We start from the raw sequence: 12,734 nt of genomic DNA on the forward strand, positions 1-12,734 counted from the left end.
GGATAACGAATCAATAGATGAGTACCCGACCAAGGACCCATTCATGAAACTTCCTCATCCCGATCCGCTGGCCGAGCGCGCGAAGCGGGCCGCGACCGCGAGCATCGAGCGCGCGGGCTCGCGTGCGATGGCGGACGAGCGCGCCGTGTCCGATCTGCTCGCGGCCGCATTGAACGCGCCGCCCGCGGCCGACTTGCCGGTAATGGTATTGCTCGTGGACGATCAGGCGATCATCGCGGAGGCGCTGCGTCGCGCGCTCGCGGACGAGGCCAACGTCGATCTGCATTACTGCGCCAATCCGGAAGATGCGTTGCGCACCGCGCAGGAAACCCGGCCCACGGTGATTCTGCAGGATCTCGTGATGCCCGGCGTCGATGGCCTCACGCTCGTGCGTCAGTATCGCGAGCATCCGGCGACGCGCGATATTCCCATCATCGTGCTCTCGACGAAGGAAGAGCCGCGCATCAAGAGCGCGGCGTTCGCGGCGGGCGCGAACGATTACCTCGTGAAGCTGCCCGATACGATCGAGCTCGTCGCGCGCGTGCGCTATCACTCGCGGTCGTATCAGAACCTGCTGCAACGCGACGAAGCGTATCGCGCGCTGCGTCAGTCGCAGCAGAAGCTGCTCGAAACGAATCTGGAATTGCAGCGCCTGACGCATTCGGATGGGCTAACCGGTTTGTCGAATCGTCGCCGTCTCGATGACTATCTGAACGCCGAATGGCGTCGCGCCGCACGCGAGCATGCAGCCATCGGCTTTCTGATGATCGATGTCGATAACTTCAAGTCGTACAACGATACCTATGGCCACGTCGCCGGGGACGATGTGCTGAAGCTCGTCGCGCATACGATCGAATCGAGTCTCGGCAGTCCCACCGATCTCGCGGCGCGCTTCGGCGGCGAGGAGTTCGCGGTCGTGCTGCTGTCGTCGTCGGCGCCGAGCTTGCGTTTGCTCGGGGAGAAGATACGCATCGCGGTCGAAGCGCTCGACCTGCCGCATGCGGGTTCGTCGAGCGGGCGCGTGACGATCAGTATCGGCGGGGCGACGCATACGGCCATGCACGACGATGCGTCGAAACAGCTCGTGGAAGCCGCCGACCTCGCGCTTTATCGCGCGAAGAGAGACGGGAAGAATCGCGTGATCGTTACCTGACGCGATTCACTGCATGAAGCATTGAAAAAACGCGCGGCCTTCGATGAAGTCCGCGCGTTTCTATTTACAGCGCTTCGTGCAGGAAGCGCGTCATCGCCTGAACACGCCGAGCAGCAACGTCGCCAGAAAGATCACGATGAAGATGAAGAACAGAATCTTGGCGATTTCCGCCGCGCCCGTTGCAATTCCACCGAAGCCGAAGACGGCCGCGATGATCGCGATGATGAAGAAAATGACAGCGTAACGGAGCATGTTGCCCTCCCGTGGTGATCGGTTGATCGGTCGATATGCGGGCGGATCGGCGCCGCCGCTTTCGCGCATCGGATTTTTGACGCGCATCGTTCAAAGCAACGAGCGTGCCTGGCGTCGGGCGCGTTCAAGATGCAAAAACGCCGCAATGATGAAACGCATTGCGGCGTTGCGGATCGCGCGTGCTTCCGCGCGATGGCCTGGCTGTGGAGGCTAACGGCCTAGTGTGCGATCGGAGTCGGTTTGATCGTCGTCGTCTTCGTCGTCGACGCCGTTGAGCGCATCCGGCAGATTGTTCTCTAGTTCATCGCGCTCGATCTGATCGGCTAGGTCGAGGGATTTGCGCGTGGCGGGACCGGACGGGCGATTGGCTCCAGACATGGCGTACTCCTTGAACAGATTTCAAAGCCGCGCCGACGATTCGGCGCGAACCAACGGACCAGCAAGGCTTGTACGCGCCGGGCTGAAAGTCCGCCTTAAAGGATCGCTTAAGGATCAGTTGAGGATCGTTTCGGGCGGAAAGATGAACAGACCGTGCTGACAAAAAAAGAAATGCAGTCCCAATCTTGCAAGCGGGACGGCAGATTTTGCGTGCCGGCGCGTTGGACCAGTATGCACCGGGACGCGCGCCGAGGCAAAGAGCACGCGCGTTTTTCGGTCGGCGCATCAAGCGAAAAAATGGGCGACGATCGGATACAGCGACAGCACCAGCAACACGGCCATCGTGAGATTGAACATGCGCAGCCGGCGCGGATTCGCGAGAAAGCGGCGCAGCGACATGCCGAACGCGGCCCACATCGTGATGCACGGCAGGCCGATCACGACGAGCACCACCGCCATGAGCGCCGCGTTCAGCGAGAGGCTCGCGTGCAGGTGGATGGTCGTCGCCGCGGTGAGCACCATCATCCACGCTTTGGGATTGATCCACTGGAACGCGATTGCTTCGTGAAAACGCATCGGGCGAGCCTGGCCGTCGCGCATCTGCACCGAAGACGACGTGCCGATTTTCCAGGCCAGATACAGCAGATACGCAACGCTCGCCGCTTCGAGCACCGTGTACAGAAACGGCAGACGCTCGAACGCCTGCGCGAGCCCGATACCGACCGCGATCATCAGAATCGCCATGCCCGCGCTGATGCCGAGCACGTGCGGCACGGTGCGCTTCAACCCGAAGTTGACGCCCGAGGCGAGCAGCATCGTGTTGTTCGGTCCGGGCGTGATCGTCGTCACCAGCGCGAACAGCGCGGCAGCGGGAAGGGCATTCAGAAGTTCGATGGGCATGGCGCGCTCCGCAATGAATGACTCATGAGCGCAAAGTGTACGTAAGGTTTCCGGTACAGTACCGGTACAGATTGTCGGCTGACTTCCTGTACGGTGTTCTGGCGGATTGCGAGCGCGGCAGGTCCGCCGCGCTCGTTCGACGGGCTTAGACCGGGAACGGATTGCGTTCCGCGAACCCTTGCTGAGGCCAGTACGGATACGCCGGACGCACCGTGCTCGCCTCGTCGAGCTTTTTGACTTGCTCGGCCGTCAGGTTCCACCCGACCGCGCCCAGGTTCTGCCGCAGTTGCTCTTCGTTGCGCGCGCCGATCAGCACCGTCGCCACCGTCGGACGCTGCAGCAGCCAGTTGAGCGCGATCTGCGGCACGGTCTTGCCAGTTTCCGCGGCAATCGCATCGAGCGCATCGACCACGCGATACAGATACTCGTCCGGCACCGGCGGCCCCATGTCGGCGGTCTTGTGCAGACGGCTCGTCGCGGGCAGCGGCTGGCCACGGCGAATCTTGCCGGTGAGACGCCCCCAGCCGAGCGGACTCCACACGATTGCGCCCACGCCCTGATCGAGCCCGAGCGGCATCAATTCCCATTCGTAGTCGCGGCCGATCAGCGAGTAGTACGTCTGATTCGCGACATAGCGCGGATAGCCGTAGCGGTCCGCCACATCGAGCGATTTCTGCAGATGCCAGCCCGAAAAATTCGACACGCCCGTATAGCGGATTTTGCCCGCGCGCACGAGATCGTCGAGCGTGGAAAGCGTCTCTTCGACGGGCGTTTTCGCGTCGAAGCCATGCAGCTGGAACACGTCGATGTAATCCGTCTGCAGGCGCTCCAGCGCCGCGTTCACGGCCCGAACGAGGTGAAAGCGCGACGAACCGACGGCGTTCGGGTCGTCCTGATCGAAGCGGAATGTCGCCTTGGTCGAAACGATGACTTTGTCGCGCCGGCCCTTGAGCGCTTCGCCGAGTATCGATTCCGATGAGCCGCGCGAGTAGATGTCGGCGGTGTCGAACATCGTCACGCCCGCGTCGAGGCAGATATCGACGAGCTTGCGCGCTTCGCTCACGTCGGTTTCGCCCCACGCCTGAAAGAATTCGCCCTTGCCGCCGAAAGTGCCGGTGCCGAAACTCAAGACGGGAACCTTGAAGCCCGAAGCACCGAGATGTCGATATTCCATTGCTTGTCCTCGTGGATGAAATCTGTGGGCGCCGCGCTTCGTGCGGGAAGCGCGGCGCGACGAATGTCCATCGACGAGACTACCGCAACGCCTGCGCGCATGCAGGAAGCGCAGGCGCTAACGCCCGCGCGCCGCGCGCTCGCCGAGCGAATCGTAGATCGGCGGCACGTGCAGAAGCATCGGCACGATCATCGCGGTGAAGCAGGCGGTGAGCATCGGCAGGAGCAAGGTGAAGCTCGCCGTCATCTCGGTGACGAGCACGATGCCCGTAACCGGCGCGCGCACCACCGCGACGAAGAACGCCGCCATGCCGACCACCGCGAAGGTGCCGGTGTTGCCGGTCGCGCTCGTCATGCCGGGGAACCAGTCGAGACACACGCGGCCGAAAACGAGCCCCGTCTGCGCGCCGAGCGCGAGCATGGGCGCGAAGATGCCGCCGGGCGTGCCCGCCGCGTACGAGACCGGGCCGAGCACGAAGCGCAACGCGAACATCGCGCTCACGCTCGCGACGGTGCCCGCGCCGAGGAGCGCGCGCTCGGTCAGCAAATCGCCGCCGCCCGCGAGATCCGGCGCGAACCACGCGAGCAGGCCGACCGCTGCGCCGACCGTCGCCGCGCGCGCCGTCGCATGCTTGACCAATGCGGGCGGCGCGATCGATTCGGCGGCGTCGAGCGTCCAGAGGATGAGACGGCAATACGCCGCGCCCAGCAGCCCCAGCAACGCGCCGAGCAGGAGATGCGCGCCGGTCATTTCGAATCCGGGGAACGGTTGCGCGGGCAGGTGAAAGTCGGGCAGGTCGCCGTGCAGCAGACGCGCCATCGCGATAGCGCTCGCCGATGCGCCGAGTGCCGCCACCGTCGTGCGCGTATCGAAGCGCCGCATCAGTTCTTCGAGCACGAACACCGCGCCCGCGATCGGCGCATTGAACGCCGTGGCGAGGCCCGCGCCCGCGCCGGCCGCGAGCAGCACGCGGCAATCGCCTGCGTTGCGCCTGAAGAACGTGCCGATGGCATTCGCGATCGAAGCGCCCATCTGCACGGTCGGACCTTCGCGGCCGAGCGCGAGCCCCGCGCCGATGGCGAGCACGCCGCCCACGAACTTGACCGGTATGAGCACGAGCGGCGCGGGCGGAACGCTGCCGCGCAACACCGCTTCGACATGGGGAATGCCGCTGCCGCTCGCCGTGGGTGCGAAGCGCGCGACGAGCCACGCGGCGAGCCCGGCCGCCGCCGCCGTTGCGAGGACGAAGAGCACGCATAGCGCGAGCAGCACGATTGCCGAGTCGTGGCCCGCGTGCGCCCACGCGACGAACGCATTGCGCCAGGCATCGGCGCGTTCGAGCGCGAAGCGAAACAGCACGCCGATCGCGCCCGTCGCCGCGCCCACGAGCACCGACGCCGCCGCGAGCGCAACGAGTCCCGCGCGCTCGTCGTCCTGAATGGTGTCTTCGTTATCGTTCATCGCGCATGGCGCTCCTAATCGGCATTTGCCACGAAGCGTATCACCGCGCAGCGCGGCGGGCATGGAGCTTGCAAACCGAAAGGCATTTCGACGCGGAGCATTTCGAGAGGCACATGAATCACGCAAAAGACGAGCCGTTTTTCCAGCCAGGGCGCAATTGCGCGAGCGTGCGTCATGCCGGGCGCTTCAGTCTGCTCGTCGATGGCGCGGACTATTTCCGCGTGCTGCGCGAGGCGCTCACGCGCGCGGAGCGCACGGTGTTCATCCTCGGATGGGATATCGACAGCCGCATGAAGCTCACGCCCGAAGGCGCGGACGATGGTTATCCCGAAGCGCTCGGCGACTTTCTGCACGCGCTCGCTGGCAACAAGCGGCGTCTGCGCATCTATATTCTCGCGTGGGATTTCGCGATGCTCTACGCGTTCGAGCGCGAATGGCTGCCGGTCTACAAAATGGGCTGGCGCACGCACAGGCGCATCGCGTTCCAGATGGACCGCAAGCATCCGCTCGGCGGCTCGCAACATCAGAAGCTCGTCGTGATCGACGACCGGCTCGCGTTCGTCGGCGGTCTCGATCTCACGCGCTCGCGCTGGGACACGACCGCGCACGCGCCCGACGAGCCGTTGCGCCGCGATGCGAACGGCGCGTCGTATCAGCCGTTTCACGATGTCCATACGATGTTCGATGGCGACGCCGCACGCGAGATCGGCGTGCTCGCGCGCGAGCGATGGGCGCGCTCATGCGGCAAGCGCCTCGCGATCCGCTCGCATCGCGCGATGCTTCGGCAGGACCCGTGGCCGCCTTCGCGACGCGTCGATCTCGAAGATGTCGATATCGCCATCTCGCTCACCGAGCCCGATTATCTCGGCCGGGAACCGGTGCAGCAGATTCGCACGCAGTATCTCGACGCGATTGCGCGGGCGCGGCGCAGCATCTATATCGAGAATCAGTACTTCACGTCGGGGACGATCGGCGCCGCGCTCGCCGATTCGCTCGCGCGCGAGGACGGCCCCGATCTCGCCATCGTCGTGCCGCGCAATCAGAGCGGCTGGCTGCAGGAAGTGACCATGGGCGTGCTGCGCGCGCGCCTGCACAGGCTTCTGAAGAGCGCGGACGCGCATGGGCGATACCGCCTGCTGTGTCCGAGCGTGCCGAAGCTCGGCGAAGAGATCGTCAACGTACACAGCAAGCTGATGATCGTCGACGATGAATTGCTGATCGTCGGCTCGGCCAATCTGAACAATCGGTCGATGGTGCTCGACAGCGAATGCAACGTGTCGATCGATGCCGGCGCCGACGTGCGTATCCGCCGCGCGATTGCTACGATGCGCGACGCGTTGCTCGCCGAACATCTCGGCTGCGAGATCGCGGATGTCGTGCGCGAACGCCAGGCGCGCAACGGCATGAACGCCGCGATTCAGGCGCTCTCGCGCGATCGCGAAGAACATCGAACGATGGTGCCGCTCGACCCGCAAGTGTCGACGGAACTCGATCAACTGATTCCGCCCGAGGCGCTGATCGATCCCGAAACGCCGATCGCCGCCGACGAACTCGTCGACCAGTTCGTGCCCGCGGAAAAGACGCGTCCGCTCATCGGCCGCTTCGCGCTGCTCGGCGCGCTTGCGCTGATGATCGTGGTCGTCGCGGGTCTGTGGCACTGGACGCCGCTCGGCGATTACGTGAACCTGAAGTCGCTCACGAACGCGACGCGTCATATCGATTCGTTGCGCTCGCGCCGCTGTGGATCGTCCTTTGTTATGTGATCGCGGCGGTCGTCGCGGTGCCGATCACGCTGCTGATCGCGACGACGGGCATCGTTTTCGGCGCTTCATGGGGCGGCGCTTACGCGTTCATCGGAACGACAATCGCGGCCGCGATTTCTTATTCGCTCGGCAACCGGCTTGGCCGCGATGCGGTGCGCAAGCTCGCGGGCGCGCGCGTCAACCGGCTGTCCGAACGCGTGGCCAAGCGCGGCATCGTCGCGGTCGTGGTATTGCGGATCTTGCCGGTCGCACCGTTTGCGATCGTCAATCTCGTGGCGGGCGCGTCGCATATCCGCATGCGCGACTTCATGATCGGCACGATGCTCGGCATGGGCCCCGGCATCTTTCTGACGGTCGCATTCGCGCATCAGCTCGTCGCTTCGCTGCATCGGCCGACGGTCGGCTCGTTCGCGGTGCTGATCGGCATCGGCGCGTCGCTGCTCGGCGTATCGCTGTTGCTGCAGCGCTTTCTCGGCGGCGCGGCGCGTCAGGATGCGCACGAAGGCGCGCCGAGCGATGCCGACAAGCCGCGCGCAAGCGATGAAGCGAAGCGCGCGAGCGCACTGCGCGAGAACGCAACGATGCCGCGCGAGGCATCGGCCAGAAACGAGCGCCCCGACGAGGTCAACTCATGACGCGGATGCACGAGACCGTCATCGAACGCGAAGACATGAACGAAGCGCGCGCGCGCGAGCTGCGCATCGCCACATATAACTTGCATGGTGCGATAGGCATCGACGGCAAGTTTGCGCCGGAGCGCATCGGCGAAGTGCTCGCCGAGATCGATGCGGACATCTTCGCGTTGCAGGAAGTGCCGCTCGGCGGCAGCGGCTCGCCCGATGTGCTCGACGTGCTGCAACGCATGACGAATCTGCATGCTGTAGCGGGCCCGACGCTCGACACGCCCGAGCGGCGCTACGGCAACGCGGTGCTCACGCGCTATCCGGTGCGCGCGGTGCGCACGCTCGATCTCTCGTTCAGAAGTCGCGAGCCGCGCGGCGCGCTCGATGCCGACATCGATTGCGGCGGCGAACTCTGGCGCGTGGTCGCGACGCATCTCGGTCTCGCATCGAGCGAGCGGCGCGCGCAAGTGGAGCAAGTGCTGCAAAGCTTCGATACGCCCGCGCTGCCCGTGATCCTGCTCGGCGATCTGAACGAGTGGTTCGTCCATGGCCGCACGTTGCGGCGACTCGTCACGCGCTTTCATCGCGCGAGTGCGTTGCGCACGTTTCCGACGCGCTATCCGCTCTTCGCGCTCGATCGCATCTGGGTGCATCCGGGCGAGCGTCTCATGCGCGTGGACGTGCATCGCACGCGGCTTTCGCGTATCGCTTCCGATCACTATCCGCTCATCGCTCATATCGCGCATCGCGCGTTTGCATCGTCCATAAAGCGGTAAAACGCATGACGTGTTCGATGCACAAGTATCGAAGATCATCGCGGATGATGCCTTCATGGCTCACGTGTCAGCGCGACGCCACGAAAAACCCCTATAAAAACGATATAAAAGCGCAAAAGACTCGCACGAACTCGCTTGGCCTATGTAGAATCCGGCGTGATACGACGCATGGGTGCGAACGTATTCGAATATCACTGACCAAAAACAGGTAGGAGAAACATGCCGACTTCCGCTAAAACCGCTGCCAAGAAAGCCCCGGCCAAGAAGGCCACGGTGAAGACCGCCGCCGCACCGGCGAAGAAAGCAGCAGCGCCGAAGGTTGCCGCGAAGAAAGTAGCTGCGAAGAAAGTAGCCGCGAAGAAAGTAGCCGCGAAGACCACGGGCGCTCCCTCGCCGATCAAGGACACGTTCACGAAGGCATCGCTCGCGACGCATCTCTCGGAGCGCGCCGCTGTCGACTTGAAGGCAGTGAAGGCCGTGCTGGGTGCGCTGGAAGACACCATCCTCGGTTCGATCCACAAGAAGGGCGCAGGCGAATTCACGCTGTCGGGTCTGCTGAAGATCTCCGCTCAAGCCGTGCCGGCGAAGAAGAAGCGCTTCGGCAAGGACCCGTTCTCGGGTGAAGAGCGCTGGTTCCCGGCCAAGCCGGCAAGCGTTCGCATCAAGGCGCGCCCGCTGAAGAAGCTGAAGGACGCAGCGGCTTAAGTCCGTTGCGCCAGCATTGCGGCTTCGGTTTCGTTAGCGAAATCGAAGCTCGTTGAGAAAGAGGCCAGCTTCCCTTTATCGGGATGCTGGCCTCTTTTGCTTTTGCGCTTTTGCGCTTTTGCGCTTTTGCTTATGTGCGCTCGTTGTATGGCGCGAAGATCTCGCTCAACCAGTCCGCGAAAACCCGCACGCGAGCGGAGAGTTGCCGGTTATGCGGATAGAGCACGGAGATTGGCATGGGCGGCGGCGGGAGTTTCGCAAGCACGACTTGCAGACGGCCATCGGTCAGCGCATCGTCGACGTGATAGCGCGGCACCTGAACGATACCGAGTCCCGCGAGCGCCGCTTGCGTATAGAGTTCGACGCCCGACACCGACACCGCCGCCTGCAATTCGATCGTCTCGATACGTCCATCGACGGTGAATTCCAGAGGCAACACACGACCCGTCGCACTCGATACGAAGTTCACCGCGCGATGCGAGGCGAGCGCCGCGAGATCATCCGGCATGCCTGAGCGCGCGAGATACGCGGGACTTGCCACCGTCACCTGTTCGAGCAGCGCGACGCGCCGGCCGATCATCGACGAATCCTGCAACGTGCCCGCGCGTAGCACGCAATCGACGCCTTCACGCACGAGATCGACGAGCCTGTCGTCCTCGCCGATATGCAGCTCGATCTGCGCATGTCGCGCGAGAAACGCGGGCAGTCCCGGCACGATGAAATGCCGCGCGAGCGTGCCTTGCAGATTCACGCGCAACACACCCTTTGGTTCGGCGTGTTTGAACGAGCCTTCCGCCTCCTCCAGATCGGCGATCAGACGCACGCAGCGCCGATAGTGTTCCTCGCCGTCGTGCGTGAGGCGGACGGTGCGCGTGGTGCGTTCGAGCAGGCGCGCGCCGAGCCGTTGCTCCATGCGCTTCATCAGATTGGTGACGGTGGCGCGCGGTATCTGCAGATCGTCGGCGGCCTGCGTGAAGCTGTGCCGCTCGGCAATGCGCACGAATACCTGCATTTCCTGGAATCGATCCATGACGAATGGGCGGATAGATTGTTAAAGCAACTGGAACGATGATACTAAGCCACGCGCGATGATCGCGGAAACGGAATGATTCATCATGCTCTGCATCGACCAGCCTACTTTAAGGAGCACATCATGAGTCAGACCCAGGCAAAACGCGTTGCCATCGTCACGGGCGCGTCGCGCGGCATCGGCGCGGAGATCGCGCGGCGTCTCGCACGCGACGGCTTCGCGGTCGCGGTGAACTATGCGTCGAGCGCGAACGAAGCGAACGCGCTCGTCGCGCAATTGCGCGAAGCGGGAAGCGCGGCGATCGCGGTGAAAGCGGATGTCGCCAACGCCGACGAAGTGCGCCACATGTTCGAGACTGTCGAAGCTTCGCTCGGCAAGGTCGATGCGCTCGTCAACAACGCGGGCGTGCTGAAGACCGCGCCGCTCGCCGATACGAGCGATGCGCTTTACGATCAGACGTTCGATATCAACGTGCGCGGCACCTTCAACACGCTGCGCGAAGCGGCGGCGCGCATGAACGGCGGCGGGCGCATCGTGAACTTTTCGAGCACGACGCTCGCGCTCAACATGGCCGGCTACGCGATCTACAACGCGACGAAAGCGGCGGTCGAATCGTTCACGCATGTATTCGCGAAGGAGTTGCGCGGACGCGGCGTCACGGTGAACGCGGTCGCGCCGGGACCGGTGGCGACGTCGCTGTTTCTCGACGGCAAGACCGACGAGCAGATCGCCACGTTCTCGAAGATGCCGCCGCTCGAACGTCTCGGTCAGCCCGACGATATCGCTTCGGTTGTCGCGTTTCTCGTCGGACCGGATGCGGGCTGGGTCAATGGGCAAGTGCTGCGCGCGAACGGCGGCATTGCCTAGAAGATCAGCGCGATTTGATCGGCGGCGAGCGCGCGGCGCTTCGTTGCGCGTTTCGTCTGCTGTGTGGCGGTGACGGTGACGGCGGCGCGCGCGGGCGCATCTTGTACGACGAGACGAAACGCAGGCCGCGCATCGCACGCGATCCATGCGAGTTGTCCCGACGCGAGACGCTTCGCGACGAGGCTGTACACGTCGGAATCGAACGGGCGCGCGTCGGGTGCATCGGCGAGGAGCGCGGCGATGTCGTCGCGCGTCGCGCACGTGCCGATATAGCACCATCGATCGATCACGTGCCATGCTTCGCGCCCCGACGCTTCGTCGCGCTCGCAGACGGCGATGGGTCCTTCATGCGGCCACTTCACGAGGCGTGCGCCTTCGAGCGCAGCGAGGGCGCGCGCCGCGTGATCGGCGAAGGTTTCGATTCCCGCACACGAGCCGAAGCAGCGTTTCACCTGATAACCGAAGCAGCCGCGCCCCGGCGAAAGCGGCGCTTTTTCCAGGCCGAGCGTCGCGTGACAGAGATCGTGTTCATCGGCTAAATGGCGCATGAACGCATGCGCCTTCGCGCGCGATGCGAACACGCCGAACAGATGCGCCTCGCGCGACAGATCGCGCCTGTTCGCCTTCACGAGCGTCGGCGCGTTCGCGCCCGGCAACCATTGCCACGCACACGTCGCCGATGCGCCTTTGAGCAAGCGATTGTGCGTCGGCTTCAAATCCTTCACGAGCTTCGCTTCGAGCAGCAGCGCGCCGAGTTCTCCGACCGTCTCGCGGCACTCGATTCGACGAATGCTTTGCGAGATCGACAAGTCCTTCTGAAGCCTGTGATCGCCCGAAAAATGCGCCGCGACGCGCTGTTTCAGGTTGATGCTCTTGCCGACATAGAGCGGCACGTCGTCGTCGCCGTGAAAGAGGTACACGCCGGGCGTGGGCGGCAGCGCATCGAGCGCGCCCTCGGGCAAAGCGGCGGGCAGGCTCGCGCGCCTGACGAGCGTTTTAATGGCGGCATCGACGAGATCTTGCGAATAGAGCGCGTGAATCTTCTGCCAGAATTGCCAGAGAAGATCGGCGTCGGCGAGCGCGCGATGGCGTCCTTCGGGCGCGAGATTCAGCCGCGCGATGAGCGCATCGAGACCATGTCTTTCAACCGACGGAAACAGCGCGCGCGACAGCCGCACCGTGCAGAGCGTATCCGCGCGAAACGCGATGCCCGCGCGGCGGAATGCGTTCTTGAGAAAGCCGTAATCGAAGCGCGCGTTGTGCGCGACGAAGAGCTTGCCGTGCAGCCGCTCGGCAAGCGCGGGCGCGAGCGATTCGAAGCTCGGCTGGCCGCGCAGCATGGAATCTTCGATACCGGTCAGCCGTGCGATGAACGGCGGCACCGGCACGCCCGGATCGACGAGCACGCTCCAGCGTTCGATGCCCGCCGTGCTCGCTTCGACGACGCCGATCTCGGTGATGCGGTCCTCGGTCGCGTTCGAGCCGGTGGTTTCCAGATCGACGAAAACGATCGGGCGCGCGAGTCCTGCGAGGAGGGCGTCGGCGAGGGAATCGGCTTCGTCTTCGAAAGCGTCGGGCATGATGAAACGTTGAGCGTTGAGCGGGAAGTCTAGCGCGAAACCATCGTGCACCATGAGCGAGCGTTAAAAAAG

The 12,734-nt window shown here is 64.1% G+C and carries 13 protein-coding genes; 6 read left to right on the top strand and 7 right to left on the bottom strand.

Features of this window, described 5'->3' with window-relative positions:
* Positions 1-43: 43 nt before the first annotated feature.
* Positions 44-1,153 (top strand): diguanylate cyclase, encoded by a 1,110-nt coding sequence (locus tag AWB82_RS19160; protein WP_086969965.1) that lies wholly within the window; start codon positions 44-46, stop codon positions 1,151-1,153.
* 90 nt (positions 1,154-1,243) lie between these two features.
* On the opposite strand, the gene AWB82_RS19165 is transcribed toward AWB82_RS19160, so the two are convergent.
* The 5 genes from AWB82_RS19165 to clcA all read right to left on the bottom strand — a co-directional run bounded on the left by AWB82_RS19165 (position 1,244) and on the right by clcA (position 5,318).
* The gene (locus tag AWB82_RS19165; protein ID WP_008352793.1) at positions 1,244-1,405 is read right to left on the bottom strand and encodes a DUF1328 family protein; all 162 of its coding nucleotides are present in this window, start codon (positions 1,403-1,405) and stop codon (positions 1,244-1,246) included.
* Between the two features lie 210 nt (positions 1,406-1,615).
* Positions 1,616-1,783: a hypothetical protein gene (locus AWB82_RS37680; RefSeq protein WP_159462601.1), complete on the bottom strand. Its 168-nt coding sequence runs from the start codon at positions 1,781-1,783 to the stop codon at positions 1,616-1,618.
* Positions 1,784-2,068: 285 nt separating this feature from the next.
* Entirely contained in the window at positions 2,069-2,683 is a 615-nt protein-coding gene (locus tag AWB82_RS19170; RefSeq protein ID WP_086969966.1) for a LysE family translocator, read from the bottom strand.
* 145 nt (positions 2,684-2,828) lie between these two features.
* Entirely contained in the window at positions 2,829-3,857 is a 1,029-nt protein-coding gene (locus AWB82_RS19175) for an aldo/keto reductase (RefSeq protein WP_086969967.1), read from the bottom strand.
* A 117-nt stretch (positions 3,858-3,974) separates the two neighbouring features.
* A complete protein-coding gene (gene clcA, locus AWB82_RS19180) occupies positions 3,975-5,318 on the bottom strand; it encodes a H(+)/Cl(-) exchange transporter ClcA (RefSeq protein WP_086969969.1) in 1,344 nt (447 codons plus the stop codon).
* Positions 5,319-5,431: 113 nt separating this feature from the next.
* Here clcA and AWB82_RS19185 point away from each other — a divergent pair, with 113 nt between their 5' ends.
* The 4 genes from AWB82_RS19185 to AWB82_RS19195 all read left to right on the top strand — a co-directional run bounded on the left by AWB82_RS19185 (position 5,432) and on the right by AWB82_RS19195 (position 9,185).
* A complete protein-coding gene (locus AWB82_RS19185; protein WP_235023351.1) occupies positions 5,432-7,081 on the top strand; it encodes a phospholipase D-like domain-containing protein in 1,650 nt (549 codons plus the stop codon).
* Entirely contained in the window at positions 7,078-7,716 is a 639-nt protein-coding gene (locus tag AWB82_RS39345) for a TVP38/TMEM64 family protein (protein WP_235023352.1), read from the top strand. Before AWB82_RS19185 ends, AWB82_RS39345 begins: the two co-directional genes overlap by 4 nt.
* Positions 7,713-8,480: an endonuclease/exonuclease/phosphatase family protein gene (locus AWB82_RS19190; RefSeq protein WP_086969971.1), complete on the top strand. Its 768-nt coding sequence runs from the start codon at positions 7,713-7,715 to the stop codon at positions 8,478-8,480. Before AWB82_RS39345 ends, AWB82_RS19190 begins: the two co-directional genes overlap by 4 nt.
* Positions 8,481-8,699: 219 nt before the next feature.
* A complete protein-coding gene (locus tag AWB82_RS19195) occupies positions 8,700-9,185 on the top strand; it encodes an HU family DNA-binding protein (RefSeq protein ID WP_086969972.1) in 486 nt (161 codons plus the stop codon).
* 130 nt (positions 9,186-9,315) lie between these two features.
* On the opposite strand, the gene AWB82_RS19200 is transcribed toward AWB82_RS19195, so the two are convergent.
* On the bottom strand, positions 9,316-10,215 hold the full coding sequence (locus tag AWB82_RS19200) for a LysR family transcriptional regulator (RefSeq protein ID WP_086969974.1): 900 nt from the start codon (positions 10,213-10,215) through the stop codon (positions 9,316-9,318).
* A gap of 123 nt (positions 10,216-10,338) precedes the next feature.
* Between AWB82_RS19200 and AWB82_RS19205 the strand changes: the two genes are divergently transcribed.
* Positions 10,339-11,082, top strand: a complete 744-nt coding sequence (locus tag AWB82_RS19205) for an SDR family oxidoreductase (protein WP_086969976.1) — start codon at positions 10,339-10,341, stop codon at positions 11,080-11,082.
* Here AWB82_RS19205 and AWB82_RS19210 read toward each other — a convergent pair.
* Complete coding sequence (locus tag AWB82_RS19210) at positions 11,079-12,662, bottom strand: 3'-5' exonuclease family protein (protein WP_235023353.1); 1,584 nt, start codon at positions 12,660-12,662, stop codon at positions 11,079-11,081. The two genes, AWB82_RS19205 and AWB82_RS19210, sit on opposite strands and share 4 nt — an antisense overlap.
* Positions 12,663-12,734 lie beyond the last annotated feature (72 nt).

The organism is Caballeronia glebae (assembly GCF_001545035.1).
Classification (GTDB): domain Bacteria; phylum Pseudomonadota; class Gammaproteobacteria; order Burkholderiales; family Burkholderiaceae; genus Caballeronia; species Caballeronia glebae.

Excerpts from the sequence above, each read along its gene's own strand:
- AWB82_RS37680 (WP_159462601.1), bottom strand. The coding sequence starts at position 1,783 with ATGTCTGGAGCCAATCGCCCGTCCGGTCCCGCCACGCGCAAATCCCTC.
- AWB82_RS19175 (WP_086969967.1), bottom strand. The coding sequence starts at position 3,857 with ATGGAATATCGACATCTCGGTGCTTCGGGCTTCAAGGTTCCCGTCTTG.
- AWB82_RS19200 (WP_086969974.1), bottom strand. The coding sequence starts at position 10,215 with ATGGATCGATTCCAGGAAATGCAGGTATTCGTGCGCATTGCCGAGCGG.
- AWB82_RS19170 (WP_086969966.1), bottom strand. The coding sequence starts at position 2,683 with ATGCCCATCGAACTTCTGAATGCCCTTCCCGCTGCCGCGCTGTTCGCG.
- AWB82_RS19165 (WP_008352793.1), bottom strand. The coding sequence starts at position 1,405 with ATGCTCCGTTACGCTGTCATTTTCTTCATCATCGCGATCATCGCGGCC.
- AWB82_RS19195 (WP_086969972.1), top strand. The coding sequence starts at position 8,700 with ATGCCGACTTCCGCTAAAACCGCTGCCAAGAAAGCCCCGGCCAAGAAG.
- AWB82_RS19185 (WP_235023351.1), top strand. The coding sequence starts at position 5,432 with ATGAATCACGCAAAAGACGAGCCGTTTTTCCAGCCAGGGCGCAATTGC.
- clcA (WP_086969969.1), bottom strand. The coding sequence starts at position 5,318 with ATGAACGATAACGAAGACACCATTCAGGACGACGAGCGCGCGGGACTC.
- AWB82_RS19210 (WP_235023353.1), bottom strand. The coding sequence starts at position 12,662 with ATGCCCGACGCTTTCGAAGACGAAGCCGATTCCCTCGCCGACGCCCTC.
- AWB82_RS19160 (WP_086969965.1), top strand. The coding sequence starts at position 44 with ATGAAACTTCCTCATCCCGATCCGCTGGCCGAGCGCGCGAAGCGGGCC.
- AWB82_RS19190 (WP_086969971.1), top strand. The coding sequence starts at position 7,713 with ATGACGCGGATGCACGAGACCGTCATCGAACGCGAAGACATGAACGAA.
- AWB82_RS19205 (WP_086969976.1), top strand. The coding sequence starts at position 10,339 with ATGAGTCAGACCCAGGCAAAACGCGTTGCCATCGTCACGGGCGCGTCG.